The sequence below is a fragment of the Pseudomonadales bacterium genome (assembly GCA_024234615.1).
Lineage (GTDB): Bacteria > Pseudomonadota > Gammaproteobacteria > Pseudomonadales > IMCC2047 > JAJFKB01.
Map to the genome: position 1 here is coordinate 707,135 of JACKNY010000001.1, position 26,683 is coordinate 733,817.

Genomic DNA, 26,683 nt, shown 5'->3' on the forward strand with positions numbered 1-26,683 from the left:
CTCCCTCTCCCACTGGTGGGAGAGGGCCGGGGTGAGGGTGGAAACAGTCCTGTGTAGAGCCTTTAATCCACCCCCCCCCCTCATCCTAGCCTTCTCCTCAAGGAGAAGGAATTTTGTAGTTGAATTAGCTTAAGCTTAAGCCAGTGCCACTCAGTACCCAGTCATTTCCAAATAGCCACGGCCCAGTTCTTGTTTGCCCTCACCATCGAAAATAATCACGGCACCCTCCCAATATTTAATGCTGGTGTTCATCCATTGCCGAGGGATAGCGGCTTGAACAATCCATTCTTTCGCGGGCAGGCCAGAGGGGGCATTAAGTTTGATGCGCCAGCGAATTGGGTAGTTTGCGCCGTTAGGCGCTTGCCACCAATCGAGCGGGGTAAGATCGATCTGTTCGGGCTGAATAGTGGTTTTTTCGCTCGATGGGCTGATCCAACTGCCTTGGCTGTTGGTATCGATGCCGCCATCTTTTTTGCGTAGCTGGTAGAACATCATTTCTTCGCCGGAATGGAATTGCAGGGAGAACCAATCCCAGCCCTGCTGATCCGGCGCTAACAGGCTGGTGCCCCATTCGCGGTCGAGCCAGCTGGCGCCGGTTACCGGATAACTTTCCTTGCCGATGCGGATTGTTCCAGAGGTCGCAAGTCGAGTGATGGAGTAATAGTAGGAAGCATTGCCTGGCTCGGAGCTTTTTCGGCTTAAGCCTTGCTCGCCCTGTAAAACTATTTTTTTGTCGGGGCTGATGGTTAATGCGAGAGAAAAATGATCAGTGTTGATGTCCAGTTGCCAAGGGAATTTATCCCAATTAGCTAACAGTTGCCAGTCGTCCAACCAAACCCGCCATGGTGTCGATGTGTTTCCCGCCAAGCCGACAGCCTCTCGAGAAAATCTTTCATCATGCCAATGCTGCCCGGAATCGATATCGGTGACAGCGGTGTGCGCCATCCAGATATGATCGGCGGCCCAAGCGGATTGTCGTTTGGGTATTTCGGCGGAGAGGGCAATGCGAAAAAAAGTGACCTGATAACCAAAGCGCCGCCCTTCAGCGGTATTTAAATTGCCGGTGAAGTACCACCATTCGTTTTTGTAGCCGGAGTGGGCGGCATGATCCTGTGGGAATGTGAAAGCACGGGGATTGAGTGCACGCTGAAAACCGGCGATGTCGTTGTTGCTCAGCGCACGTTGTAGTGAATTGTCTTCCGCCGTTGGCTGACACCCAAACAAAAGCAAGCTGACGCAGAGCAAAGCGAATAGCCGCGTAATAGGATTTCCGGGCGAGCAGAGTAGGGGATGGTGGCGGGAGAACGACATGCTATTCCTCCCGTAATGACTGTGCGATGCTAAGGCGTGCAGCATGCCGTGCTGGATAAATACCCGCCAGCAGTGAGGCGACGAGGGCGAGCGCGACACCTTCCAGCAGAACGGTGACCGACAGCTGATGCTGCATGCTCCAACCGAAGGAGCGTAGGTTGATCACATCAATGAGCAACCTTGACATCAGGTAGCCGAGAGGGATCGCCAAAATACCGGCATAGATTCCCATAGCGCCAGTTTGCAAATAGATGATGCGTTTGACCTCATTCGGCGTGGCGCCGGTTGCACGTAGGAGGGCAAACTCGCGACTACGTTCTAGCTGCAAGGCCATTAGCGCGCTGAGAATACCGATAAAAGCCACCAGTATCGAAAGCAGGCGCAGTACATGGGTGATGGTAAAGGTACGGTCGAAGATGGCGAGCGAAATCTCCTTGATTTCCTGATTGGCGGTAATGCGCAGGCTGTGTTGAGCAGTAAGCGCCGTATTTTCAGCAATACCGTAACGGCTGCTTAATTGTCTGATTTGATCGGCTAGTTGTTGCGAATCTATCGATATTTTTCGATAGACCCCCAGTGCTGAAATGGCGCCATCCTGCCAGCGCTCTTGATACAGTGAAAGCGGCATAAGGATTAAACCGTGACTGGAGGTGTAGTCGTAGAACACGCCTAAAATAGAGAATAATTCCTTGCCGCTATGAGTGCTAAGTTCAATCTGGTCGTTAACCGCCAATTTGCGGTGGAACGCTAGGGGTTCGGATATCAAAACGCCTTTGCCCGCAAAAAAATCAGCGCGCACCTGGTCGGGTTTGCCAGCCTTGAGATTAAAACCGCGTGTATTGGCGGGGTTATCGGAAACCGCCATCAAACGCATCGGTCCCCACTGACTTTCGACTTTGGTTGCCCGGTTGAGCCAAACTGAGGCAACTCCCGGATGCTGTTCGATAGCTTGAGTCAACCCCTGCGGTATACCGGCATCGGTGCGGTTGCTCGCTCGGCCCGCAGAGCTGATATAAATATCGCTGTTCAAGGATTGATCCAGCCAGTCAGCCACGGAACCCCTGAAACTTTCAATCATGACACCGACGCCGATGGTGGTGGCGATGGCAATGCTCAGTGCGGCCACCGCTAAACCGACGCGGCTTAAACTGGCGGAAATACCGCGCATGGCTATGCGTGCGATGGGGCCGGTGCGATCAGTGGCAAGTGATTTTTGCACGCCCAGGGCTAGTAGCTTGACTAGCAGCGGCACGATGAGACTAAAACCCAGGATGGTCAGCGCCAGGGCAAGAAAGCCGACAAATAGGCTGGTGTTAGAGCCATAAGCGAGGCCGAGACCGAGCGCGATTAACACTAGCCCGCAGCCAGTCAGCAAAGGTAAATAACGTTGCACACGGAGCTGTAAACTAGAGTGCTGTTGTACGCTGGCCGGTTGTGAGCGCGCCGCCTCCCAAGCCGGTAGTGTCGCCGCTAACAAGCTGGCCAGCAGCCCCAAACAGAAGCCTTTCAACAAAGAGCCGGGATAAATAATGAAACGCGTTACCTCTAAACTGTAGTAGAGGTCGTTGATAGTGCGGGTGACCAGTTGTACCAAGCCCTGACCGAGCAGAATGCCAAGCACTAAGCCGAGCAGGGCGCCAACCAGTCCCAACATGGCCGCTTCCGTTAATACCAACACAAAGAGTTGGCGCCGCGTCGTTCCGAGAGTGCGCAAGGTGCCCAGGGTTGCGCGTCGCTGTAATACCATAAAGGTCATCGTGTTGTAGATGAGGAAGCCGCCCACCAGCAACGCGAGTAAGCTCATGGCACTGAGATTGGTGTGAAAGGCGCGGGTCATTTGGGTGATGGCTTGATTACGCGAACCGGACTCGACGATTTCCAATGTCGGCGGCAACAGGGCTTTGATACGCGTTAATTCCTCGTCACTGTGTGCAATCAAATCAATGCGATCTAAAAAACCAATACGATTTAATAGTTCCTGCGCAACGGCGATATCGGCAACGACAAGGCCCTGTGCCGCGAGCGGATGACTGAGCGGAATCAACCGTGAAATTTGCACGCTATGGATTTGATTGCCCTGCCTGGCCTCGACCTGGTCGCCGGCGCGAAGCTGCAAGATATCCGCAGTGGCTTGGGATATCGCAATGCTATTGGGGCTTAACAGTAAAGTACGCCCCGTTTGCGCCGAGAGATTAATGGCGCTGGCGCGAAACTGTTGTTCCGCAAAGGGATCGACGCCGAGCAGGCTATAGCTTCTGTCGCTGATTAATAATTGTCCGGAAACGACTGGGGCGATGTGACGGATGCCGTGCTGGGTGCGTAATTGGCTGTAAAAGGATTCTGGAATTCCCTGCACGCCGCCCAAGATTGCGTGGGTGGATTTACCGGTTACCATTTCTAGGGAGAGGTCGAAGGAGCGTTTGGCGCTGACGTTTGCCAGATCAACGGCGACCACCACCGCGACGCCGAGAGCGATACCCAATATGGCTAACCAAGTCTGCCAAGGGTGGCGTGTTAAATGGCGGGTGCTGGTGCGTGTCAGCAATGATCTTAGTAATAATGTTTTTGGCAATAATGTTCTTACCACGCGAAATCACCGGCACGTTCCGCCAATTGGCCCTGCTCCAAGGTCAAAATACGGTTTGCACTTTGTGCCACCGCCTGACTATGGGTGACCAGAATCAGCGTTACGCCCTCCTGCGCCACCAGACGATTGAGCAACGCCATCACGTCGCGGCCAATCTGTGCGTCCAGATTGCCAGTGGGTTCGTCCGCCAACAATAGCGGTGGTTTGTGCGCCAGTGCGCGGGCAATAGCGACTCGCTGTTGTTCGCCGCCGGAGAGTTGATCGGGGAAGCGTTGGGCATAAGCGGTTAAGCCGACCTGCTCTAATAGCTCGGCCACTCTTGCTTTGGTATCCTGCGCTGACCAGCGATTCAACTCCAAAGCTAAAGCAATATTCTCAGCTACCGTCAGGGTGGGGATTAAATGAAAAAATTGGTAGATCACCCCGATCTGTTGGCGCCTAAACAGCGTGAGCGCGGGTTCGCCTAACTGGGTGATCTCTTGCTGAGCAATATGGATTCGGCCCTCGGTTGCCTTGTCTATGCCGCTGATAAGGTTGAGTAAGGTGGACTTGCCGGAGCCACTACGACCGAGTAACGCGACGGATTCAGCGGGTTGTACCGCGAGACTGACACGGTCAAGGATGGTGCGAGTGATATCCCCTTCCTTCAGGCTATAAACTAGCTTTTCGATTTCCACTAACGCTTGCGTCATTCGTATAGGCTCATGATCTCTGGGTTCCCTATGATAACCTTCAATCTGGTATCACTGCACCTTCTGTGCAATGATCTGTGCAATGGTCGGCGTGACGATTTATTTTTCTCTCAAACGGATGTTATTGAGTTGTTCAAATTTCTATTTAAAACTCCTACGGACACTGTTGGATACCCTGACTATCTAGTGATCAATCGTCGCAAAGTGAAGTGGGCAAGAATTCAGGTGCATGCCGATGGCAAGGTGCAGATGGTCGTGCCTCTGCACTATACCGAGCGAGACATCAGCCATTTTTTCCAGCAAAAACAACACTGGATAGAGCAAAAACGGGCTGGCATGCAACGCCCTGCACATGAGGTATTAGGTATTAAAGAGGGTCAGCTGCTGCTGTTTGGTCGCGGCTATGATTTGTCCGATATCAGGGCGAGTGAGGAAGTGATCGACCACGATCAGCAAATGATCACTAGCCGATACAACTTGGCGCAACAGCAACAGCAGGAAAGTTGGTATAGAAAACTTGCCAAAGCCTATCTTTCTGAGCAGATTGAACAACTGGCATACACGCATGGCTATAGCTTCAGTCGTCTATTTATTCGTGCGCAACGAACGCGTTGGGGTTCCTGCAGTGCGCAGAAAAATATTTCACTGAACTGGAAATTGGTCAAAGCACCGATTCATGTGAGTGATTATGTCATCCTGCATGAATTGGCGCATACCCGGATAATGAATCACAGTCCTGCCTTTTGGCGAGAGGTCGAACAACTTGTGCCGGATTACCGTGCCGCCAGGACTTGGTTACGAACATACGGTGCTTTTCTTTGAAGGCGAAGATGAAAACTTTCATAAAGCTTCTAGAATTAGGGAGAGATTCTTCTTTGCGAGGGCCTACCTCTAGGAGCGAGTTTGTTTCGGCTGATTAAAAATATTCTGGTGTTGGTGTTTTTGCTCATATTGCCTTTGGCGGTGAAATTCTATTATTCCAGCCCAGAGCAGCGTGCGTATTATATCGCTTGGCTACAGCAGCGCTCTGATATGCCGTTGTTGGAATCGGTGGCTAGAGTCCGGCAAGAAATAGAGCAGGTTACTGCCGAGCAGTTGATGGCTAGATTCAACCAAAGCGCAGAGGGTTTTCAGCAGATCGATACTTGCGGTAAAACTGAGACTTTGGCGGTAGAAGAAGCGAGCAGTAGCAAGGTCTATCGCTGGGTGGATGAAGCCGGGCAGGTGCATTTCAGCGATAAGGAACCGGGAAAGTTGGTGAACACTGAACAGATGTCTGTCCACTATCCGAATCGCAAACGCTATTTCAATTTAAAGCTGATTGAAGATAACGCGTCGCTGCCAGCTTTCACTCGCGACAAAGTCAGCGCCGACATGCGCCAAATTTACGGTATTTTATCGCGCGATATGCAGCTCGATCACCTACGTCAGGTAATGCTCAATGTGAGACTGATCGACAGCCAGGAGGCATTCCAGGCCTATCGCGCCGAGGTGGCGCCGCAAATATCGACTAACTCTGGATTTTATACGAGCAAACATAATGAAGCGGTGGTCTTTCAGGGCGACAACGAGCAGCAGACGCTGGCGGTGGTGCGGCACGAAGCAACCCATGTGATAGTCGCGGGGCTCTATGGTTACACACCGGTTTGGTTTAACGAGGGCCTGGCAGAATATTTTGAACACATGCATATTAGTGGGCAGCTTCGGCAGGTAGAACCGGTTACTTTTCATGTCGAACATTTGCGCCAGTTGGTGAATGGCGGGCAATTGATGCCGTGGCGAGACTATATACAGCTCAAGCCGGATCAATGGTATAGCGGTAATCTCCAAAATCATTATGCCCAGGCTTGGGCACTGGTTTACTTTCTTATGTCCGAAGATACTGGTAAGCAGCTGCTACAGGGTATGATGAATCAGCTAGCGGAGAATTTTTGCTGGCAGTTTTCGTCAGTTGATTATATCGAGCAGAGTTATCCCGGCGGATTGGCTGGCTTGGAAGCGGATTGGCGCAAATGGCTGGAGCAGGAGCCGCAGCCACATCGTTACTAAGTTTTGTACCCTTTATTCCCCCTCTCCCCCTGGGAGAGGGCTGGGGTGAGGGAGAGAGTGAGTGAGAGCCCTCATCCTAGCCTTCTCCCAAAGGGAGAAGGGACAGAGATCAAATCAGCCTGGAATCATAAGCCCAATGCAATAAGGCCTGGCGCTGCTTTTTACGGCAGTTGTGATCAAAAGGTTCGCAATTTTTCCGTATAGCCCCTTCATGCCGGCGTATCGCTTTCCATCTTTTAATCTGGCGCTGATCTTCCAGTTCAAGGCGACGGCCAAGATAATATCGGCAATACCATTGAAACCATCCGCGTGGATCATCTGCGTATATCCAACCCTTTTTGCGCCAATCGCGCAGTGGTAGTGAAGCATCGACGCCAAAATAATTGAGTGAAGGGTTTTTTTGGCGTGGTGAAAGTTTAGCCTGTTTAAACCAGTCAGCAGGAAACTCTGCCCTGCAATCGGTCAAATATTTGCCGCCGAAAACCCCCAGTTCCAACATCTGTTGCGGGCTTAATTGTGGCCTAAATTCCGCATCAAAATCCTCACCCGTCGGTGCGGTTAAGTAATAGACGTAACCCTTTTGCATCCGGTCGTTAACAATAATTTTTCTCATACATCATTGAGTAGCATCAGTTCAGCGGGGTGTGGAGCCATATAGTAGGAATTATTAATATACTCGTTGGGACATTTTCTAAAATGATGTCGCAACAGGGTGATGGGGACAATCAGGGGTAACAGGCCACTCCGATATTGTTCAATGGTTTCACTCAGCTCCTTTTTATCTTCTTTGTCCAGGTCGCGCTTTAAGTAACCCTGTATGTGTTGTAAGACATTGACATGATTTTTTCTAGTTGCGGGTATTTTCAATATCGTCATTAAAGTCGTCAGATAGCGAGCGCAGAATTCTCCAATATCCCATTGGCTGATTGTAGAGACTAACTGGCCTAGACGACGATACTGATGCTGGTCGTGACTCATTAGTATCAGTTTATGCCGGGCGTGGAATTCGGTGATGGCAGCAGCTTTAACATTTTGGCTGAGCATTTGTTTCCAGCGCTGAAAGATAAAAACCCGGTGAATAAAATTTTCACGTAAAACGGGGTCGCCGAGTCGTCCTTCTTCCTCTATTGGTAAATGTGGAAAATTACTCATCATCTGCTTGGCATACAACCCGACCCCTATCTTTTGCGGTTGTTCATTGCGATAAACTTTTACCCTTTCCATGCCGCAACTGGGAGAGTCCTTTTTTAAAATATAGCCACAGAGAGATTGTTGCCAGGACTGCTGTTCATTGGCGCATTGGATTAGTTTTTCGGTCACATCCAGTTCAGGTGTTTTTGTCCCTACACAGAGAATGCGCTCTTGCTGCTCTACCAGCCTGATGGTTTCCCTGGGTACGCCAAGACCGATTGATACCTCGGGACAGAAAGGATGGAATTCAAAGTATTGGCCAAGGGTTTGGACAATATAGCTATTATTCTTATGGCCGCCATCATAACGTACTTGCTCCCCGAGTAGACAGCTGCTGATACCAATTTGTATTTTTTGTAAACTGCGGGTCATTTTGTTTCTGTCAAGATACAGCCCTGTTAGACGTTCCACTTTCTTTTGGATTTAGTGGCGTCGAAGGTGCTTAGTTGCTGCATGAGGTCAGTGCGATTTTCCTCTAATAACAGGCTTGCCATGGGTAAAAAAATATCTTCTTCTTTTTCATGATGTTTAATCATTAGGTTTTCTAAATGTGTCAGGCACTCAAACACATGCTCTGAATCGTGACTTTTAAGCAAACGAGACATATCAGAGACTAAGCGAACAATATTGTCGTGCTCATCCCGTAAGGCGTCGGTGGGGCCGTTAGGGGTAGGGATTCGGGCGTCATAGGCAGGGTAGAGCACCTCTTCCTCCATCGCCATATGGCCTTTCATATGCCAGACCAGTTCACCAAAGGCGGTCTCAGCACTACGCCAGTCTTCCATGCCAACGGCATCCTGGCACTGGGAGAGTAACTCTTCGTACATTGAGTGATCATGTACCAACCAATTATCTGAGTTTGTCATAAGGTGAGTCTTCTAATGAATATTGGGGGCTGAGTTAATAGTGCGATTATGCCGTTTGTCGTTGTCAATAACGCTCAGTAAGGTATCACCCGCGCAAGATATTATAACGGTTTCGACAGACTGAATGCGCCTCTTATTTGCCCCAGCGAATAGCCGGTCGCTTGATCCTTTGGGTAGTACTTCTTTAGCGACTGTTCGACTTCGGGCGACAAATGCTGACCATGACAGGCCAAGCAAATTGGCTCTACAGCCTGAGCTTGCATAAACCGAAAGCGCCCATCTATCTGCTCAGAATAGTTGATTTCGACGACAGCTTCGCCATCCTGCTGGCGCTGGTTAAAGTCTTGTAAAACGTTGTGCTCCCAGGTATCTGGTCGGGCGCTTTCATCGTTACGTGGCTGCAAGCTTACGCGTTTAATATCCCAGCCCGTTGCCTGGCTTAAAGTGCGTGCGATCTCAGGTGCGCTGGTTGCGCAGACTTCAATAGCTTGGAGCGGCCCACCTGTTTGTAATGCCTTTTTGAGTTGGGGTTTTAGCTCGCCGCTAAATTTCTGTACCAGTATCTTAGCCTGTGTTTGTAATTGCGCCATATCCTCTTTTTGCGGTTGTGCAAATGACAGCGGAGTGGCAATGAGGGAAGCAAGTAAGCTACAGGTTAGCGTTAACTTGAGTGTAGTTAGTAGTCTGAACGAAGGCTGGGTCATGGGTTATTCCGGCTTAATCTATTAATCATTCCTGCAATAAACTTGATGGGTAGCAGGGGTGAACCAAATGGTTATGCAATAATACATGTAAGTTGATTAAAGGTTCTACCGAGTTGAGACAATCTAGTGCCTGTTGATGGCTGATATTCCATCCATAAGCCAGGTAGATAAAACGTTGTTTTAGATGATTCAGTTGCTTGAGTCTATGATTGAGTTCTAAACAATTGAAAGTGGCCTTCTCTTGAATGTTTCTCATAGCTGTTTCCCAATTCATACCGGCTAACTGAGGAAATAGCAGACGTTGCTTTTGCTCGTAGCCTTGGTATTGCGTGAGTAACCTGTTTGTTTTTGGTGTTTCCTGTGTTTGAGCTAATTGGCTCAGGAGGTGATCCAGCAAAAGCTCTTGTAGAACACCCAAAAATACTAGGATTGAAACTGGATACTGATTCGTAGCCTGTGTGGCTAAGGTATCAACCACTTCAAGATTTTGTTTCGTCTGATAGGCGTGCTGTATAAAACTAAGGGCAACGGATAGCGAACTGTCGAAATACGGACGCTTTTGGCTTGGGTCAGCATGGCAAGCTGGGCAACTTATTTCGCTATCATTACCGGGAGTGTTGGCGTGCTGGCGCTCAAACGAATCTTGGTTAAAACTAACCAATCGGCATTTTTGACATATTTGCCAGCAAATCAGACTATTTGCGGTAATCACCCCAGTATCGTCTGGCATTGCGTTGCTTTATTGCACGGGCTGGTTAAATCCAGTAAATAGGTGGTTAGCGAACGCCGCATGGCAGCTGGTACAGACTTCATTCATTTTGTAGCGATAAAACTGAACCAGCTCGATATTGTGATCTTTTGCAGCGACAGCTAATTTCCCCGCATAACCATGAAAGGCTTTATCGTACTGTTTAAAGGGGAGGGGTAACACGGAATGTAATTGCTGCATCTGTTTTTTGCTGAGAGTCTTTTTCATAATGAAGGTATTTTCGATGCTAGTCGCGAGCTTTTCAATTTCTAACCATTGTGCTGAGATTACTAAAAATACCAAGGATTCCATGGCCTGTTTTAATTCATTCATTTCTTGTTGAATCAAAGGGCGGATATCTTCAGGCAGAGGTAATGCCCCATGCTGATGTTGTGAATGATCAGTGGTAGGTTCGGCTGCTAGCGCAAAAGAAAATAGACAAGTGAGGATGAGTAACAGTTTTTTCATAAGTTGATGGCCTGAATGGTGAGTTAAATATTTATGGGTGAGCGTTCTGTACAGAATTTAACGTGGCGATGGCGTCAAGATAATAAGGCTGTGCTAATTTTCGTATAGTGGAATCAGTAATCCTACCATGCATCCATTGAAACTTAGCAATCACATCAGTAACGCCGTGTGAGCCGATGAGTTTCTCTACAAAATACGCTAGATTATTTTCTAAAAAACTCAAGCTATCAACATCCTTGATAAAGTTTTGGTCTGCTGTGCCACCGACTTCATGCGTCGCAACCAAGGATTGAATACGCTGGATTTGTACTTTATCGACACCCTGTTGGGTCAGATAGTCGCCAATAATTTCGGCGCCTCTGCGTTGATGGTAACGCAGTGCTTGTGCATCTTGGAAAGGGCGCTTTCGAAAGACCAAATTTGACTCAGAATTGGGTTCAGACCTTTCGATGTCATGTGCAACAGCAGCACAACGCAAGGCCTCATCGGCATTAGGGCGAAGCGTTCGCGCCCAATACTCGGTTCGTTCCAGATGTCTGATAATCGCTGGCTCCGAGCTAAACGCTGTTGTGACGAACTGATGTACCAAGGTATACAAAGACATAATTATGTTGAACCTAAGACTAAGTATTGAGAATTTAGCAGGATTTGTTTAGAGCATCTAGCGTATTGTTTTGTATAGATTCCAGGTATTTTTCTTGATAATCGAGGCTTGAGCCAAATTCGTTTCAATCAACAAAAAGACGCAGTCGTCGCTTCCCAACCGAAATATGGCATCACATGAACGAGTGATACTCGAACACACGCTAATTTTACGGCCTTTAATAAGACTGATGTCAAAGACCAGGTCAAGTGGAATGACAATTTTCTGATGGTGGGAATAGAGAATTAGATTAATCTTCCAGTTCAACGTTTGACCAAACCTGATTAACGGATGTGAGCAGCTCGCTCAAAGCTTTACTCTTATTCTGATAGTTATACGGATTTTGATCCCAGCGTTGTTTGACGCTTATATGCACAGGCCCGTTGACTTTACGTACAAAATTCTTGCGCGCTAAATAAATACCTTTACGCTCATCATGCGCTTTATCCAGAGGATCTGGTTTTATGGCGTTCAGTAAATGTGGTTCGAACTCCAGGCCGAAACTTGAGGCTTGTTTAATAATCCAGTCATTGGCGCAATCACTGAGCCCGGACTCTTTGTAACCGCCGCCAATATCTGAATGAACACCGGCAAACCAGACTTGTTTGATATCAAAGCCGGGTTTTTTGCTCCAAAGTGCGGGTTCAAAATCTTCACGGTTTTCGTCAATGGATACCGCATGGCGTGCGTGCTGAATAATTTTGCTGGGTTCGGTGTCATGAAAGAGAAACTCGCGTTCCCCCAATGTGCCCCAGAAGGGGACAGGTATGCCTAGGGCTCCGACGGTGTCCCAAACGCCGACAAACTCAATAGGAGTCAAATCAGCCACTGCGTAATTTTTGCGAAATTGAACGGCAGTGGCTTGATTGGGGCTACTGGATTTAGTGCGTTTGCGATAGAGTAAAAATGCCTCTGGTATTTTGTCAGCGTGTTCGCGTTTGAGCAGTCCACAATTGCGTATAAAACCAGCAAGCGATCTTACCGTGTAAGCACCGCGACTAAAGCCAAAAAAGAAGAGCTGATCGTTAGGGTCGTAGTTGTGTACGATAAAGCGATAGCAATCCATAATATTCTTATCAATGCCTGCCCCGGATATGCCACCAGCAATCTTTTTACGATCAGTGCCGACTCCCCAGTCGTAAAAGCAAATCTGTTCAATGCCGCTGGCCTGAGGGCGAACGGCACGGGCGATTTTTAATACATTGGTTGCGGCACCTTGTTCGGGTGAGTTCCAGGTGCCATCGGCACAGATCACGATGCGTTTCATCTTTTTCTCTTTGTTAAAGAAAATATTTGTCCATGGTAGCCGGTTAGGCTGAGAAAAGGTGATTAATCTTCGGTGTCCAATGGGCCAATCCAGTCAAAAGGATTCCAGGCAATTTCCCAGATATGGCCGTCAGGATCAGAAAAATACCCGGAATAGCCGCCCCAGAAAACATCCTGGGGTTGCTTGAGCAAGGTTGCGCCAGCCGCTACCGCTTGCTCAATGACGCTGCGAACCTCTTCTTTAGAGGTGACGTTATGAGCGAGGGTTATGCCTCTAAATCCAGAGCCCTCTTGGGCAATGGTTATATCTTCCGCTAGTTTGTCCCAGGGGTAGAGGCCAAGCCAACTACCCTTGAGGTCAAAGAAGGCGATGTCTTCGCTGAAAGGTTCTTTACGGGGTAGGTCTAAGCCATTTTGATAGAAAGCGATAGCGGCCTTAAGATCGTTTACGCCAAGGCAGATCATGCTAATACGGGGTTTCATGCTAAGGCTCCGGCGAATGCGATGGCTCGCTCTTTGGCCTCGGCGATCACTCGTGCTTTGGCTTCAGGATTCGTTAATGTCGGTTCGATAAAGACGGAATTAATTTCCTCAAAGCCAATAAAGCCAAGAATCATATCCATGTAGGGCTGCTGAAAATCCATGGCGCTGGCTTCAATACTTTCATAATCACCGCCGCGAGCATAGATTAGGGTTGCTGGCTTACCGGTTACCAGGCCTTTAAAGCCATCTTGATGAGAATGACTAAAGGTCAGGCTGGGTTGTGTGACGATATCGATATAGTGTTTAAGCTTGTAGGGGATAGAAAAATTCCACATGGGAATGCTGAATAAATACTGATCTGCCGCCATGAATTTTGCTGTAATTTCTTCTACCTCACGCCATGCCTGTGCTTCTGCTTGAGAGTGATCCTCACCATGCAAAATACGGTACTTTGCATTAATCAGTTCACCGTTCAGCTCGGGCAGCGTCAAATTCCAAAGGTCTATCGTTTCGACTTGATGATTAGGGTTGGCTTGCGTAAAGGCCTGGATAAAAGAGTTGGCCACCTCAATGGATGCTGATCGATCTTTGCGCGGTGAAGATTCAATATAAAGCAATTTACTCATGGAGTACCTCCTGTTGTGTGTCTTGCTGTATCAGTCGGTATTCTATGATGAAGCCTCATTTATTCCAATGCTATGGTTTTATGGTTCAGGTCTATGGTTCAGGTCTATGGATTTTCAAACTGTTTTCGAAGTCGCTTTTTGTCTACCTTGCCGGTGGCGGTATAGGGTAGTTCAGCAATCTCAATAACGCGGTCTGGAATCCACCATTTAGCGACTTTCCCTTGATAAAAGCTCAGTAATTTCTCAACCTCTATTTTCTTGCCAGCATTCGGTACGACCAGTAATACCGGTCGTTCATCCCATTTGGGGTCTGGAAGAGCAATCACAGCAGCTTCTCGCACAGCAGGGTGGGATGAGGCAATATTTTCCAGCTCGATCGAGCTGATCCATTCGCCGCCAGATTTAATTAAGTCCTTGGCACGATCGGTAATGGCGATGCGGCTCTCGGTGTCTATCTTGGCAATATCGCCGGTATTAAACCAACCCTGGTTATCCCAATTATCGGCCTTCTGATGGTAGTATTGACGGCAAACCCAGTTACCTCTGACTTCTAGATGCCCGGTTGCTTCTCCGTCCCAAGGTAGCTCATCGCCGGTATCATTGACGATACGAAACTCGATCCCGAATACTGGTCGCCCAGCCTTGGTGTGGTCACTCATAGTTGTTGGCTGCATTGGTGAATTTGCGTTAGCGCAGCCTAACGGGGAGGTTTCGGTCATGCCCCAGGCGGTTCGAACCAGCGGGCCGAGTATTTCAATATCCTCTACCAGTTTAGCCGGTGCCGCTGCGCCACCAATCGCCACCATCTTGAGGGAGCGTAATTTTTTGATACCATCCTCTTTACTGTTGAATTGATCGAGTAAATTGATCCAAGAGGTCGGCACACCGGCAGCGGCGGTGACGCCCTCCTGCTCAATGAGTTCGGCGAGTACTTTGCCGTCGCCCATAAAACGTCCGGGTAATACTAGCGGACTGCCTACCATAGGGGCGGAATAGGGTATACCCCAGGCGTTGACATGGAACATCGGCACTACGGGCATTACTTTTTCCATGACCGACATATTAAGAGAATCCGGTAAAGCCATGGCATAGCTATGCAGAACCGTGGATCGATGACTGTAGAGTACGCCTTTAGGATCGCCGGTGGTGCCCGAGGTGTAGCAAAGTCCGCAGGCTTGGTTTTCGTCCAAGTCGGGCCACGAAAAGTTGCCATCATAGGCTTTGATAAAATCTTCGTAATCGGCGTGGTTGTCGTTTTGTAATGCAAGCTTAGATTGGTATACGATAATTTTTTTAAACTGAGATGATGCCACTAAATCACTGCCAAGTGCAGCATAAAGATCTGCGCTAATCAGCAAAAAAAGATCATTTGCGCTGCCAATAATTTTTTTAATTTGAGTGGGGTGCAGCCTAGGATTAATGGTATGACAAATGGCACCCGCACAGCTTATCGCGTAATAAGCTTCGAGATGATGATGATCATTCCAGGCCAATGTGGCAACACGATCACCCTGTTTTAAGCCAGCCCCTGTTAGCGCACCAGCGAGTTGCGCGGCGCGCTGAAAACATTCTTTGTAACTGTACCTATGTCGTGATAAATCCAGGTTGACCGAGACCAGTTCAACATGACCAAATACTCGCTCTGCATGCCGCATGATTGACGTGATCGTCAGCGGCATGCTCATCATATTTCCCATCAAATCTCGGTACCCCCATGTTATTTTTATCGGTAAACAGGTTATCTAAAATCGATAAGCCGCCTGAAAAGTCACCGTGCGTGGTGGCAAAGTGAAGCCATAGAAGGTGTTAGTTTTAAAGGTGCCAGCCGAAAGTGGCACGTTATCTACATAGGTTAGTATTTCCTCATCAGACAAATTACGGCCTAGAATAGCCAATTCCCAGCTTTCTGTTTCCAACGCAACGCGTAGGTTAACCTGTGTATAGGCGTCGATTTCAGATAATGGATCTAAACTGCCGTGCACGTTTTGTTCATCGGTATAGTTGAGATCAAGCGTTGCCGCAATATTTAATGTATCAGAAATAGGCTGATGGTAATTGAAGGAGATACTACCCGTGACTTCCGGGGTGTATTGGCCGGATTTGCCGGAGTAGTCGCACAGCTGATTGCCAGCGGCGCCAAAATCGCCGTCAGGAACTTGACGATTATAACAGTTGCCACCCGTATATTTATCAAATTCGTGGTCGAGGAAACCCAGGGCATAGCGAATATTGAAATTGTCGGTGAATGCGATTCGTCCGTCGACCTCAATGCCTTCGATAGTCACTTCGGCAGCGTTGTTGACATTAAAACCAAAGGCACCATCAAATTGGCTGATTTGCAGATCTTCATAATTGGTGTGGTAGAGCGCAATATTTAGTTCTGCCGCGCCTTCCCAAAATGTGGTTTTCAGACCCAGCTCAAAGGCACTGGCTTCTTCCTCTTCAAACTCAAAGGAAGCTGGATTATTTGCCCGTGGATCATAGCCGCCGGATTTAAACCCGGTGGTATAGGAGGCATAGGCCATCATGTTTTCATTCACATCCCATTGCAGGTTAATCAACGGAGTGAATGATGACTCATCCCTATCCTTCGCAACCATATGGCCGCTACGCTGTTCATTAATGATTAAAAAACTGCTTCATAGATTGTTGGTGCACCGAGTAGAGGGTTCGATGGGGTGCCGGTGGCGGTATCTATGACACTCACCTTTCGTGAGCCATCTTTTTCCTCACTAGTGAAGCGTGCGCCTAACGTTAATCGTAAATTATCCTGAATATTCCAGGTAAGTTGTCCAAAGACCGCCCAAAGATCAGAATCCGAGCTAAAATCACGCGCTACCTGAGTGCTTCTAATGGGCGCTAAGGCACCGCCACTGACTAGACCCAATACGCTATTGCTAGGTATCACAATACGATCGGCAAAATCCAACTCGCTGGTTTGAAAAAATACACCTGCGACCCAGTCGATATTTTCACCACCGGGCGAAGTTAAACGAAATTCCTGGCTAAACTGATCGTACTCTTCATCGAGCACTACGCTGAATACCGGGGCGGCGACATAGTCGCAATCACAGAGCTCCAAAAACTCGTAGCTGACGAAGCCGGTTACACTGGTGAGGGTATTTTTGCCCAGGTTGTAGTTAATAGTTAGCGTCAGGTTCTCAAGTTCGTTATCACTGGACTCTTTCACGCCGAAGCCACCGGCTTGACGTTCGAAGTCCAGTTTCGACTCTGTAATCGCCCCAGGATGGCCGAGTAAGCCTAGAATCACATTGTAATTGGCGCCAGGAATTGGTGAGCCAGCCAGTGCCGGATCATCTCTGATAATTTCGATTTGACGTCCAGTGGTATCGAAAGTGTCGCGCTCCAGTTTTAACGTCATGTCGAGATCGTCAGTGACGTCCCATTGTAAAATGCCCCGTATGGCGAGATCGTCGCGTTCCGGTTCATCTGAGTTGAGGAAGGTATTTTCGACATAGCCATCGGTGTCATAGCTGCGTATTGCCAACCGGCCTTTGACAGTGTCAGTGAGGGCTCCAGACACGGCAACCAGCGCTTCGCGTGTGGAATACTCTGATTCATAGTTAAGTTGGATATAGCCCGATAGCTCCTCGGTGGGTTTGGCGGAAGTCATGTTCAGCGCACCTGCGATACTGTTCTTACCGAACAGAATACTCTGCGGCCCGCGCAGCACTTCCACTCGCTCTAAATCCAGAAATGGTGCTCGAATAAGCTGTTGGCGACCGTAATAAATGCCGTCAATATATTGGCCGACAGATTGCTCAAAGCCTTGGCTATTACCGGTACCGATACCGCGGATATAAACCTGTGTGCTGATGCCGGTTTCGGTCATTTGCAGATTGGGAACAAACTGCTGTAAATCTTCAATCTTATTGATGCCGGCTTGTTGCATTTTGACGCCGGCTAATGTGGTTACCGATATGGGGACATCCTGTAAGCTCTCCGCCCGTTTTTGTGCCGTGACGATAATTTCCTCAAGCTCCGCGGCATTTATTGTTCCTGTTGTGACAAAGATTGTAATCGCTAGAACTGCAAAATATTTACCACTGACTATTTTATTGATTATGGCCATGTTCACTCCCTCTGTATTGCGATCCTGTTCTGTCTTATTAATATACAAATCCCTGTTGCCTAATGTACGCCGATGAAATGGGGTTGTCGAAGTGAGTTGTGGACAAAATTATGTGATTTTCGGACACAAGATGATAGGATTGCGCTGTATCAATTCGCGCCTTTTTTTCACTGGAGGCTTAAGTTTGCCAGACCGGAAAGAAACTAGTCTCGAAGACCTGGAAGGCTATAAATATAGCGTCAGGCCAGCCTATAAAGTAGATTTTTTGGTACGAGCTATGCTGGCGCAGGGTGTGGCTCCAGATTTGGTATTGGCTGATACCGCGTTAAAGGTGGAGTTGCTACAGCAAGCGGAAACACGTGTTTCCATGGTGGATCTGATCAGGGTCTACGCCAATGTACAAAAGTATTCAAACGACCCGGCCATCGCTCTTAAGGTAGGTAAGCAAATTAACGCTTCCTGCTATGGTATTTATGGCCATGCCTTGCTCAGCTATCGCACCATACGTGAAGCGTTGATGTTCTCAATAAATTTTCACGGTATGGTGACACGCACGGTGCGGATGGAGTTGGTGGAGTCTACGAACTCCGAGCTGGCTTACCTGCGGTTTAATGATCTCTTAAAAGTGCCTAGTTTGTTTCACTTCAATATCGAATTTCAGCTCGGTATTGTGCTAGCCCTGTTCCGAGATATGCTTGGGAAGCAGAACATTACGTTCAAAGAGGCGCGAGTTACTTATGATGCTCCCGCACATGCGTCAATTTACACCGAGTTGCTTGGTTGCCCCGTCATATTTTCCCAGCCGGAAAACGAATATGTCATTGAGAAATCCTGGCTTGATTATCCACTGCCTCGTAGTAACCCCTTTGGTTTAGAGATTTTGCTCAAGGCCTGTGAACAGGAGTTGAATGAGCTTTGTAAAGGTGACGGGCTTTTAATTACTGTACGTAAGATAATATTTGAGAATTTGGATGGTGACCTTAGTGCTGAACTGGTCGCCTCTCGCCTCAACATTACTTCAAGAACATTAAGGCGGCGTCTGGCCGAACGTGGTATTAGTTTTAGAGAGGTGGTAGCTGATCTGCGAGCAGAACTGGCACAGAAATATCTAGCCAAAACCGCCTTAACGATTGATGCGATTGCCGCACGTATTGGCTATAGCGATACGACCAACTTTAGACATGCCTTCAAACGATCAGTCGGTGCTACTCCGGGAGATTATCGTAAGAAATTTAGCGAAAACACTAAGATCTTCGATTGATTTAATATGACGATAATCCGTTTTGATGTTTGCTGACATTAGCAGATGTTTTAGTGTGTCCGGTTCATTACTGTTTTAGCAAACCCCTACTATACTGAAAGGAGTATCCTTTGCGCCATGGCGCTGAAGCCGATGGGGTGGTGGTGTATTGTTATGAATAAAGCAGTTCAAAAACTAGAAAACTGGAATTCTGAACCAGTTAGCGATGCTGGCGTTAAAGTAAGGCACTCCTTGGCAGCCGTTGCGCTACGCAGTTCTGCGGCTCCCATCACCTTGGCAATTATAATCACAACCCTGCTAGCTTATGCGCTGTTCTTTGCCTCTATCAAACAGCAGCAACTTGACGAGCTTGCACTATTTTCAAAGCAGAGGGTTAATTATGAATTGGAAATCTTTCGGTTGGCGGAAGATAACTTAGCGACTCTCAAAGCTGATACGATTGAACAGTTTCAGCAAATCTCTTTAGAAGAGTCGGATCGATATATCCAAAATACCACTGAGTTGTTGGCTGACGGAACCCGAAGAACGCGTGCTGAGGACTTTGACACACACAGCGAGACACAGATTTTTATTGCCAAAAATGTTGAACTTAGCGCCCAGGCAAAACGTGCTCTAACAGTGACCGACAAGCTAGTCGCAAAATACGGGTTGGCATGGCGGAATCGGTTCCCCAATCTTTATTTTATCGGCACCGAAAACTACTCAACAGTACTTTGGTATGAAGAGTCATTTATTTTAGGACTACCCGCTGACTTTACTCATATGGATAAGCCCTATTATTTGGTAGGTACGCCCAAATACAATCCGTCAGGCGAAAACAGGTGGACTTCGATCTATTTGGATGACACCAGTCACAAATTGATGGTGAGCAGTATTATGCCGCTTTATATCGATAATCAATTTGTGGGAAATTTTGGCCATGATATCTATCTTGATGAGCTGATGGCGCGCACTATTGGAAACCATCCCGATGGTGCAATTAACATGCTCATTACCAATACGGGGGAGTTAATCTCACATCCGCAATACATGGGACTTATCGCTGAGAGTGGCAACGCTATTGCGATTGATCAGTCCGGAGATGAAAATCTCAAAACAATTTATAGGTTGATTCGCAAACAACAGGTAGAGCAGCCAATAGCTAACACTGCACAAAATAAAATAGCCACAGTAGTCGTTGAGGATAAGGCTTTTGACCGCTATCTGGTAGCGACGCAAATGGGTGAAATGGGCTGGATTATGATTACCGAGTATCCGCGCAGCTTGATTTCGCGGGAGGCTTTCTACTTAGCGCGCACTGTATTGGTGTTGGGAGCTATTCTGTTGGTGGTCGAATTTATCGTCCTTTTTATGGTCGTGAGACGTAAGGTTTCAGGTCCATTAGAACAGTTAGGGCTAGCTGCACATTCATGGAAATTAAAACGAACTCAAGCGTTCTTTGCAGATTTTGCCAACCGCAAAGATGAAGTAGGTAGTCTGTCGCGGGAATTTATGCGTTTGCAGGAGACGATTGACGAACAGTTCGCACAGTTGCACAAAGAAATCGAAGAGCGCACCAGAGCGGAAGAAGCCCTGCAAAAACAAACTGATGAGCTGAGCCATTTAAATGCCAATCTGGACAGCATGGTGAAGCGGCGTACCGTTGATCTGGAGCGTGAAGTGCATGAGCGCAGCTTACTGACAGCGGCGATGGAACATGCGGTTGAAAGTATCATGATTGCCAACGAGAAATTGGAAATAGAGTACGTCAACGCCATGTTTGAACAGCAGTCGGGTTACAGTAAGGAAGAAGTATTGGGTAAAACCCCGATGGAGCTAAATCGATTCCACTCGGACTTATCGGCACAGCAGGAAATTTTAGCAGCGGTGAATGTCGGCAAGATGTGGTCTGGACGAGTGCGTACCCAAACTAAGGATGGGATGATACTGGAAGAAGACGTCAGCATATCACCGATCAGAGATGCCCAGGGCAAGGTGACGCACTTTATTGAAGTGAAACGCAATATTACCGAGCGGGTAGCATTAGAGCAGCAGCTCCAGAGTGCACAAAAGTTAGAGTCGATCGGGCAATTAGCAGCCGGTATCGCCCACGAAATTAATACGCCCATCCAGTACATTGGGGATAACACCAAGTTTTTGAAGGAAGCCCATGGCGATGTAAGTAAGCTGATCGAAAAGCTGGAAGCGTTACCCCCAGGCGAAGTATCGAAAGAGCAAATTAATCAGTTGCTGGAAACAGCGGATATCAGCTATTTGCAGAAGGAAATACCGCTGGCGATAGAGCAATGTCTGGAAGGTGTGGCGCGTGTGGCGAAGATCGTACGGGCAATGAAAGAGTTTTCACATCCATCGAAAGAAAAAGCGCCGTCGGATTTGAATAAAGCAATAGAAAGCACGATCACAGTAGCTGCCAATGAATGGAAATACGTAGCGCAAGTGGAGACCAGTTTCGATGAAAGTCTACCGCTGGTGAACTGTGAACTGGGTGAAATCAACCAAGTGGTGTTGAACATTATTGTGAACGCCGCGCACGCTATTGGCGATGCCAAGAAAGGTGAAGAGAAAGGTGTTATCAGCGTTAGCACGGCGTATCAGCATGGTTTTGCTGAGATACGTATTGCAGATAATGGCGCCGGAATGCCAGCGTCAGTCAAGGCGAAAATCTTCGATCCATTTTTTACTACCAAAGAAGTGGGCAAAGGTACGGGCCAGGGCTTGAGTATTGCGCATAAGGTGATAGTAAAGAATCATGGCGGCAGTATTAACGTGGAAAGCACATTGGGAAAAGGAACGGAATTCATCATTCGATTACCGGTGAATACACAAGCAGGCGACGATGCTGAGGATGACCAGCAGAGCGCTCCGGCTGGGCTTTTTTAAAATGTCTTGATTGGTTATTACCTGTCGTGTTTTACCCTTATTAAAATCCAAAGAAATATCCTGTCCGCTACTGCCCAAACCACGTGTAAGTTATTGCTCACGCCAACTGTTGGCTATATTTACAGTCGAATGTTTAACCCAATGATATAGCAATATAACTTGCTGAAAATAAACAATAATTGTAATCCGGCATGAAGCTTGCTTTATCCAGGCTGGCATTGCTTTTTTTAAGGAGCGGCTCAGTCATCTTAATCTAAATAGGACAAGGGAAATTGCATGAAATTAATTAGGACTTTATGTGCATCGGCAACACTGGCAATGTGTATTGGCACACCCGCCCATTCGGCGGTGATGTTTAATTTTAACTATACTGACGCAGCGGGTATTGGTTTCAATGCAGCTGGTTCTACCGGCGTTGATCGAAGGGGTGCATTGCAAAGTGCTGGTGACTATATCAGCACCTTTCTTACTAGCTATACAGCAAATATCTTTATGGATGTGAATGGTGCGGAGACAGGTAATAGTACGCTTGCTGCGGCCGGGTCAAATTTTAATTCGGTGGGTGCTTCTGGTTTTGGTAATGCCGGTGACGTGCAGCGAAAAATTCTTGGTGGCGATGCAGCCGATCCGAATGCATCAGCTGCGGATGGCACAGTCACTTGGAATTTCGAAGATTTTGCTTGGGAATTAGGGAATGATTTCCAGGCCGGAGAGTTTGATTTTTTCTCTACCGCCGTACATGAGATATTACACGCATTAGGTTTTGCATCGGAAATCCAGCAAAACGGTAATGACGCATATGGTAATGCTGCTGGGACAACCGGTAACTGGACGCCCTTTGATAACTTTATCGCGGACGCTAGCGGTGACCTGATTAACGATGTTACCTTTGCATTGGACGGGGCTCGCTGGAGTGCTGTTTCCGTAGCAGGAGGCACCTGTGGTACAGGTTTACTCTTTACTGGTGCGAATGCGATGGCTGCAAACGGTGGTAATGCAGTTGAAATATACTCCCCAAATCCTTGGGAAGGTGGAAGTTCCGGCTCGCATATGGATGACGCCTGTTACACCATTCCTGGTAATGTCAGCACCTATATGATGGAAGCTCAAACCATCGATGGCTTAGGTGTACGCACTATCAGCGCTGTGGAAGTCGGTATGTTCCGTGATATCGGTTATAGCGAATTTGGCCGTACTGTGACCAATGATGTTCCTGAACCTGCTATTATTTATCTGCTAACAGCTGGGTTGCTGTTGTTGGGTGTACGTCGTCGTCAGTATTCTTAAATTACATGCTGCGGGCAGTCATCGCCTGAAATTAGTTGGGTGATGGGATGTCATAAAAGAGCCGACAATTTTGTTGGCTCTTTTACTTTAAGGGAAGCGATGCGTAATTTGCTTACTATTTTGGGTTCGATCGGCGTATTTTTCCTGAGCTTAGCGCCCGCATCATCGTTGTATGCTAAAAAGATTCCCCTAGGGATAAATTGGCAAAGTGATATTTTTGTACAGGAGTATTGGCAGGCAGGCAAAGCGCAATACTGCGTTGCAAATGGAACATCTGTGGATAGTGAAATCCAGGTAGGACGTTGGCCTGTGGTGGATGCTAAACCCCTCCTGCAATGGGTGGTGGCGGCGGGGGCTACGCGCTGTGTTGATGCGCAGGCGGTTGTCGGCGAAAGGCTGATACAGTTTAAACAGAATTCAGGAGCGCGGCTCGGCCTGCTCAATGGCCCACAACGTCCTGAACTGCCGGTAGCAGAGCAGAAAGTCATTAGTGTTAAGGGAATCAACGGCTCCTGCAATGTTGCCGAACTTTGGTTTGCGCAGGAAAGTATATGGGGCAAGTCGGGGCAGAAAGTGCGAATTACTCTTATGAGTGATGGTGTGTCGACGCTCTATTTTAGCCGAAGTCCGGGCACCAACGAGAGTAGAGAGTTGTCACTGTTGCAGGCGCGTTCCGATACACTAAGCGTTGATCGCTCTGATGATCAATTCATTATTCATGCGGCTAAACAACAGCGGGTTGGTCAGAGACATTCTGTCGAACTGGAGATTGAACTGCCAATTGTTGAACAGCCCTCCATGTTTTTTCTTTCCGGTAAACAAGCGTTAGCCGATAATGGCTGGCAGTGCCTGATGCGCGCGATTTTAGTGAAGCCATAGCCCATTCTTACTCGCCTCGCTGTTCCGCCAGCGCCCTGGAGGCAGCATAAAAACGGGCTAGATCATCATCATTTTCCGAGAGCAGCGCAGTTAATTCAGGAACCAAATCAAAGTAGGTCGATACCGTGCTTAGCTGCGCATTATTAATCTCTTGATGAAACCAGTGGTCGTAGTCGGACTGTCCGTCCCAGCTTGTTTTTAACGCCAGGTAGTCTTGTTTGAGTTGCGCGATTAAAGTGGCTTTCCGGATTCGTTTATCGCTGTCTATTGCGCTTGACGCATAGAGTGTCGCCAGTTTTTTCTGATAACTAATCACTAGGTCAATAAATTCCCGTTGTTGCCGCTGATCTTCTAGAAAATCTTGATAGGCTGTGGGGTTATTCTGTTGCTGTAGCCATCGTTTCACCCCCTCCTGCGCTACCACAGTAGCAAAACTTTCATTGAAGACAGTGTCGTCTTTTACATAGAGAAGCTGGTGAGACAATTCATGAAAAAGCAGATTGGCGAGTTCTGCATCCGAACGTTGGATGAAACTGCTGAGAATTGGATCTCTAAACCAGCCCAGAGTGGAATAGGCGGCGATACCGGCGACGTAGACATCATAGCCCTGCGCAACTAATTTTGCGGCGTATTTGCGGGCATTTTGTTCGGCGTAATAGCCTCGATAATTGGTACAGCCGGCGATGGGATAACACCAAGTCTTGGGTTGCAGGGAAAATTCTGGTGTCGCAAAGACATTCCAAACAACATACTTTCTATCAAGTGAAACATAGCGGCTATATTGCTTATTGACAGGTAACAGCAGCTGCTCTTCGGCAAAGACACGTAGCTGCATAACCTTTTTCAGCTGGATTTTTAACTGAGTCGGCGTATCTACGGATGCAATATAATGACTAACCTCTTTGCTCTGGCGTAACAGCCTTAGATGCCCATCGACAGCCTGACCATAATATGACAGCGTCTCGCAGCCACTTAAGCCTAACACCAGTAATAAAATGAAAAGCCAGGAAGTGTTGCGGTAATTCAACTAATCGGCCTGGCGTTCAGTTGGATGTTGCTTTTGCTCTTGCAACACTTCCCATTCCTGCAATTCGTCCCATAATCGCTCAGCGTCACGAACCAGAGAAGCAATGGAAGAGTGTTGGCTAGGATTAGCCATGCTGCCCTGAAATCCGCGCATTGCGCATTCGTAGACAAATTCATTTTTAGTCCAAGTGCTCATTGAGTTGCCTCCACCGTAGATGCACGTGTAGCTTGAATAGTGACCTCAATTGTAATAGTTTTCCCTAACAGGCTGGTATCTGCCCAATCACCCTGAGCCATATCGAAATCAAAGCGGTTGATGCTAATCTGGCCATTACCCATTAGTCTTGATTGGTGTGGTTCCTTAATAATCTCTAAACTGAATGGAAATAGCAGAGGCTTTTCAATGTTGCGAATGCTGAGCAGGGCCAGGGCCTGATAACGAGCCCCCTGTAGATGCGAGATACTGGTGGTCTTAAATTCTGCTTGCGGCCAGCGAGTGCTATCAAAAAACTCTGCCGAGCGAAGAATCTGATCTCTTTCGTCCGCTCCGGTATCCACGCTACTGGTTTCAACCCATACTTGGAAGCGGCTTTTACTCAGCCGTTGAGGGTCAAAGTTAATATCGGCACGATAGTGTTTAAAGCTACCCCTCATAGGGCTGCCTTCCTGTATGGCGATAAATTCCAGCTTACTTTGCGGGTAGTCTACCTGCCAGTTGTCGGCCACTGTGAGGGCTGGAAAAATAACGCTGAAAAAGATAGTCAGAAATGTGGATAGATACCTCATGGCAGAGTTTTGGAGTGCTATTTTTTACCTGGGTAATCAAGCATTGGGATAAAGGGATGAAAGGCAATTTTGATTCCTTCCTCCAGCATGTCTTCGTCGTCAAATAGGTTAGAGTTGCGCGTTGCTTTAGGCGTTCCGGTTTTCATGTTCAAATTATCGATGACTTCGATACCGCCAACGCTATTGAAAAGGAATTTTTTGTCAGAGCGGAATAACGTCAGACTAATGGAGGAAACGCGGAAGCTTTTAGCCCAATTGTAGTCGCGAGGGACACCGTTGCCGCCTTTTAATCGAGGTTTTCTTTTGACACCATCCCAGGCGGCATAGTGAGGTGATTTATAGGAGAAATTAACTTTGCGAACGATGAGATCAGTAAACAGAATGCCGTCGACCCCATATTTATCTTTTAGCTCGGTAAGAGAGTCGCCTAAAATCTGATTGAATCGATCGCGTCGATAGCTAGCAGTAGTGCGGTCATAATAGTCACCATGTTGGTCAATGGCGTTAGCCCAGACGGTATCAAATTGATTTCCGGTGACCACTTCGTAGCCGTTTTCCTGTAAATAGTTAGCAACCACCGTATCTACGCGAGATTCTTCATAGCGCAGGTAAGAGGGACTTTCCTGTGCGTAGTTAACACTGGCGATCACTATTTTTTTGAGTTTAGATTGATTAGTAGCGTCCTCATCTATCTGATAACGATATAGTGTATCGCTATCAACCGAAACGGTTGATGCGCAGGAAGCGAGGAACATTAGGCTAAGCACAATAATGAAATGACGCAAGGTTGACTCCCAGTTATTTTAAGGCTGATAAAAGAGGCTGTTTATTCTAACG

26 protein-coding genes are annotated in these 26,683 nt (G+C 47.7%); 6 read left to right on the forward strand and 20 right to left on the reverse strand.

Annotated features, from left to right (window positions below; translation table 11 throughout):
• Positions 1-150: 150 nt before the first annotated feature.
• From H6995_03370 to H6995_03380, 3 genes are read right to left on the reverse strand one after another with little or no spacing between them, the layout of a single operon-like run.
• Positions 151-1,311, reverse strand: a complete 1,161-nt coding sequence (locus H6995_03370; GenBank protein MCP5214031.1) for a carotenoid 1,2-hydratase — start codon at positions 1,309-1,311, stop codon at positions 151-153.
• Between the two features lies 1 nt (position 1,312).
• On the reverse strand, positions 1,313-3,883 hold the full coding sequence (locus tag H6995_03375) for an ABC transporter permease (protein ID MCP5214032.1): 2,571 nt from the start codon (positions 3,881-3,883) through the stop codon (positions 1,313-1,315).
• 8 nt (positions 3,884-3,891) lie between these two features.
• Positions 3,892-4,590 (reverse strand): ABC transporter ATP-binding protein, encoded by a 699-nt coding sequence (locus H6995_03380; protein MCP5214033.1) that lies wholly within the window; start codon positions 4,588-4,590, stop codon positions 3,892-3,894.
• 30 nt (positions 4,591-4,620) lie between these two features.
• Here H6995_03380 and H6995_03385 point away from each other — a divergent pair, with 30 nt between their 5' ends.
• Together H6995_03385 and H6995_03390 are read left to right on the forward strand one after the other, a co-directional pair.
• Positions 4,621-5,412, forward strand: a complete 792-nt coding sequence (locus tag H6995_03385; protein MCP5214034.1) for a M48 family metallopeptidase — start codon at positions 4,621-4,623, stop codon at positions 5,410-5,412.
• Positions 5,413-5,493: 81 nt separating this feature from the next.
• Positions 5,494-6,639, forward strand: coding sequence for a DUF1570 domain-containing protein (locus H6995_03390; GenBank protein MCP5214035.1), 1,146 nt, complete (start codon positions 5,494-5,496; stop codon positions 6,637-6,639).
• A 109-nt stretch (positions 6,640-6,748) separates the two neighbouring features.
• Here the strand turns inward: H6995_03390 and H6995_03395 are convergent, their stop codons facing one another.
• The 13 genes from H6995_03395 to H6995_03455 form a co-directional block, all read right to left on the reverse strand.
• On the reverse strand, positions 6,749-7,252 hold the full coding sequence (locus H6995_03395; GenBank protein ID MCP5214036.1) for a hypothetical protein: 504 nt from the start codon (positions 7,250-7,252) through the stop codon (positions 6,749-6,751).
• A complete protein-coding gene (locus H6995_03400; protein ID MCP5214037.1) occupies positions 7,249-8,202 on the reverse strand; it encodes a DUF1722 domain-containing protein in 954 nt (317 codons plus the stop codon). The genes H6995_03395 and H6995_03400 overlap by 4 nt, the downstream gene beginning before the upstream one ends.
• 26 nt (positions 8,203-8,228) lie before the next feature.
• Positions 8,229-8,696, reverse strand: coding sequence for a hemerythrin domain-containing protein (locus H6995_03405; protein ID MCP5214038.1), 468 nt, complete (start codon positions 8,694-8,696; stop codon positions 8,229-8,231).
• Between the two features lie 101 nt (positions 8,697-8,797).
• Positions 8,798-9,400, reverse strand: a complete 603-nt coding sequence (locus tag H6995_03410) for a DUF3365 domain-containing protein (protein ID MCP5214039.1) — start codon at positions 9,398-9,400, stop codon at positions 8,798-8,800.
• Between the two features lie 25 nt (positions 9,401-9,425).
• Complete coding sequence (locus H6995_03415) at positions 9,426-10,130, reverse strand: hypothetical protein (protein ID MCP5214040.1); 705 nt, start codon at positions 10,128-10,130, stop codon at positions 9,426-9,428.
• 9 nt (positions 10,131-10,139) lie between these two features.
• Positions 10,140-10,616 carry a hypothetical protein gene (locus H6995_03420; GenBank protein ID MCP5214041.1) on the reverse strand — a complete coding sequence of 159 codons (477 nt, stop codon included), beginning with the start codon at positions 10,614-10,616 and terminating at the stop codon, positions 10,140-10,142.
• Positions 10,617-10,647: 31 nt separating this feature from the next.
• A complete protein-coding gene (locus H6995_03425; GenBank protein ID MCP5214042.1) occupies positions 10,648-11,220 on the reverse strand; it encodes a DUF4202 family protein in 573 nt (190 codons plus the stop codon).
• Positions 11,221-11,509: 289 nt separating this feature from the next.
• Positions 11,510-12,526 (reverse strand): DUF2235 domain-containing protein, encoded by a 1,017-nt coding sequence (locus H6995_03430; GenBank protein ID MCP5214043.1) that lies wholly within the window; start codon positions 12,524-12,526, stop codon positions 11,510-11,512.
• Positions 12,527-12,588: 62 nt separating this feature from the next.
• Entirely contained in the window at positions 12,589-13,008 is a 420-nt protein-coding gene (locus H6995_03435; protein ID MCP5214044.1) for a VOC family protein, read from the reverse strand.
• Positions 13,005-13,634, reverse strand: coding sequence for an NAD(P)H-dependent oxidoreductase (locus tag H6995_03440; GenBank protein ID MCP5214045.1), 630 nt, complete (start codon positions 13,632-13,634; stop codon positions 13,005-13,007). Before H6995_03440 ends, H6995_03435 begins: the two co-directional genes overlap by 4 nt.
• Positions 13,635-13,738: 104 nt before the next feature.
• Positions 13,739-15,322: a long-chain fatty acid--CoA ligase gene (locus tag H6995_03445; GenBank protein ID MCP5214046.1), complete on the reverse strand. Its 1,584-nt coding sequence runs from the start codon at positions 15,320-15,322 to the stop codon at positions 13,739-13,741.
• Positions 15,323-15,376: 54 nt separating this feature from the next.
• The gene (locus H6995_03450) at positions 15,377-16,234 is read right to left on the reverse strand and encodes a TonB-dependent receptor (protein ID MCP5214047.1); all 858 of its coding nucleotides are present in this window, start codon (positions 16,232-16,234) and stop codon (positions 15,377-15,379) included.
• Between the two features lie 26 nt (positions 16,235-16,260).
• Positions 16,261-17,727, reverse strand: a complete 1,467-nt coding sequence (locus H6995_03455; GenBank protein ID MCP5214048.1) for a TonB-dependent receptor — start codon at positions 17,725-17,727, stop codon at positions 16,261-16,263.
• A 184-nt stretch (positions 17,728-17,911) separates the two neighbouring features.
• Between H6995_03455 and H6995_03460 the strand changes: the two genes are divergently transcribed.
• The 4 genes from H6995_03460 (at position 17,912) to H6995_03475 (ending at position 24,034) form a co-directional block, all read left to right on the forward strand.
• Positions 17,912-18,988 carry an AraC family transcriptional regulator gene (locus H6995_03460; GenBank protein ID MCP5214049.1) on the forward strand — a complete coding sequence of 359 codons (1,077 nt, stop codon included), beginning with the start codon at positions 17,912-17,914 and terminating at the stop codon, positions 18,986-18,988.
• Positions 18,989-19,141: 153 nt separating this feature from the next.
• Positions 19,142-21,868 (forward strand): PAS domain S-box protein, encoded by a 2,727-nt coding sequence (locus H6995_03465; GenBank protein ID MCP5214050.1) that lies wholly within the window; start codon positions 19,142-19,144, stop codon positions 21,866-21,868.
• Between the two features lie 276 nt (positions 21,869-22,144).
• Positions 22,145-23,155, forward strand: a complete 1,011-nt coding sequence (locus H6995_03470) for a PEP-CTERM sorting domain-containing protein (GenBank protein MCP5214051.1) — start codon at positions 22,145-22,147, stop codon at positions 23,153-23,155.
• A 99-nt stretch (positions 23,156-23,254) separates the two neighbouring features.
• Positions 23,255-24,034 carry a hypothetical protein gene (locus tag H6995_03475; GenBank protein MCP5214052.1) on the forward strand — a complete coding sequence of 260 codons (780 nt, stop codon included), beginning with the start codon at positions 23,255-23,257 and terminating at the stop codon, positions 24,032-24,034.
• Between the two features lie 7 nt (positions 24,035-24,041).
• Here the strand turns inward: H6995_03475 and H6995_03480 are convergent, their stop codons facing one another.
• From H6995_03480 to H6995_03495, 4 genes are read right to left on the reverse strand one after another with little or no spacing between them, the layout of a single operon-like run.
• Positions 24,042-25,061, reverse strand: coding sequence for an aminopeptidase (locus tag H6995_03480; GenBank protein ID MCP5214053.1), 1,020 nt, complete (start codon positions 25,059-25,061; stop codon positions 24,042-24,044).
• Positions 25,062-25,256: a hypothetical protein gene (locus H6995_03485; protein ID MCP5214054.1), complete on the reverse strand. Its 195-nt coding sequence runs from the start codon at positions 25,254-25,256 to the stop codon at positions 25,062-25,064.
• Positions 25,253-25,846, reverse strand: a complete 594-nt coding sequence (locus tag H6995_03490; protein ID MCP5214055.1) for a YceI family protein — start codon at positions 25,844-25,846, stop codon at positions 25,253-25,255. The genes H6995_03485 and H6995_03490 overlap by 4 nt, the downstream gene beginning before the upstream one ends.
• Positions 25,847-25,863: 17 nt before the next feature.
• Complete coding sequence (locus tag H6995_03495) at positions 25,864-26,631, reverse strand: hypothetical protein (protein ID MCP5214056.1); 768 nt, start codon at positions 26,629-26,631, stop codon at positions 25,864-25,866.
• Positions 26,632-26,683 lie beyond the last annotated feature (52 nt).

Bases quoted from the DNA above. Each gene is read 5' to 3' on its own strand.
- H6995_03370 (MCP5214031.1), bottom strand. From the start codon at position 1,311: ATGTCGTTCTCCCGCCACCATCCCCTACTCTGCTCGCCCGGAAATCCT.
- H6995_03380 (MCP5214033.1), bottom strand. From the start codon at position 4,590: ATGACGCAAGCGTTAGTGGAAATCGAAAAGCTAGTTTATAGCCTGAAG.
- H6995_03385 (MCP5214034.1), top strand. From the start codon at position 4,621: ATGATAACCTTCAATCTGGTATCACTGCACCTTCTGTGCAATGATCTG.
- H6995_03395 (MCP5214036.1), bottom strand. From the start codon at position 7,252: ATGAGAAAAATTATTGTTAACGACCGGATGCAAAAGGGTTACGTCTAT.
- H6995_03400 (MCP5214037.1), bottom strand. From the start codon at position 8,202: ATGACCCGCAGTTTACAAAAAATACAAATTGGTATCAGCAGCTGTCTA.
- H6995_03405 (MCP5214038.1), bottom strand. From the start codon at position 8,696: ATGACAAACTCAGATAATTGGTTGGTACATGATCACTCAATGTACGAA.
- H6995_03410 (MCP5214039.1), bottom strand. From the start codon at position 9,400: ATGACCCAGCCTTCGTTCAGACTACTAACTACACTCAAGTTAACGCTA.
- H6995_03415 (MCP5214040.1), bottom strand. From the start codon at position 10,130: ATGCCAGACGATACTGGGGTGATTACCGCAAATAGTCTGATTTGCTGG.
- H6995_03420 (MCP5214041.1), bottom strand. From the start codon at position 10,616: ATGAAAAAACTGTTACTCATCCTCACTTGTCTATTTTCTTTTGCGCTA.
- H6995_03425 (MCP5214042.1), bottom strand. From the start codon at position 11,220: ATGTCTTTGTATACCTTGGTACATCAGTTCGTCACAACAGCGTTTAGC.
- H6995_03430 (MCP5214043.1), bottom strand. From the start codon at position 12,526: ATGAAACGCATCGTGATCTGTGCCGATGGCACCTGGAACTCACCCGAA.
- H6995_03435 (MCP5214044.1), bottom strand. From the start codon at position 13,008: ATGAAACCCCGTATTAGCATGATCTGCCTTGGCGTAAACGATCTTAAG.
- H6995_03440 (MCP5214045.1), bottom strand. From the start codon at position 13,634: ATGAGTAAATTGCTTTATATTGAATCTTCACCGCGCAAAGATCGATCA.
- H6995_03445 (MCP5214046.1), bottom strand. From the start codon at position 15,322: ATGATGAGCATGCCGCTGACGATCACGTCAATCATGCGGCATGCAGAG.
- H6995_03450 (MCP5214047.1), bottom strand. From the start codon at position 16,234: ATGGTTGCGAAGGATAGGGATGAGTCATCATTCACTCCGTTGATTAAC.
- H6995_03455 (MCP5214048.1), bottom strand. From the start codon at position 17,727: ATGGCCATAATCAATAAAATAGTCAGTGGTAAATATTTTGCAGTTCTA.
- H6995_03465 (MCP5214050.1), top strand. From the start codon at position 19,142: ATGAATAAAGCAGTTCAAAAACTAGAAAACTGGAATTCTGAACCAGTT.
- H6995_03470 (MCP5214051.1), top strand. From the start codon at position 22,145: ATGAAATTAATTAGGACTTTATGTGCATCGGCAACACTGGCAATGTGT.
- H6995_03475 (MCP5214052.1), top strand. From the start codon at position 23,255: ATGCGTAATTTGCTTACTATTTTGGGTTCGATCGGCGTATTTTTCCTG.
- H6995_03485 (MCP5214054.1), bottom strand. From the start codon at position 25,256: ATGAGCACTTGGACTAAAAATGAATTTGTCTACGAATGCGCAATGCGC.
- H6995_03490 (MCP5214055.1), bottom strand. From the start codon at position 25,846: ATGAGGTATCTATCCACATTTCTGACTATCTTTTTCAGCGTTATTTTT.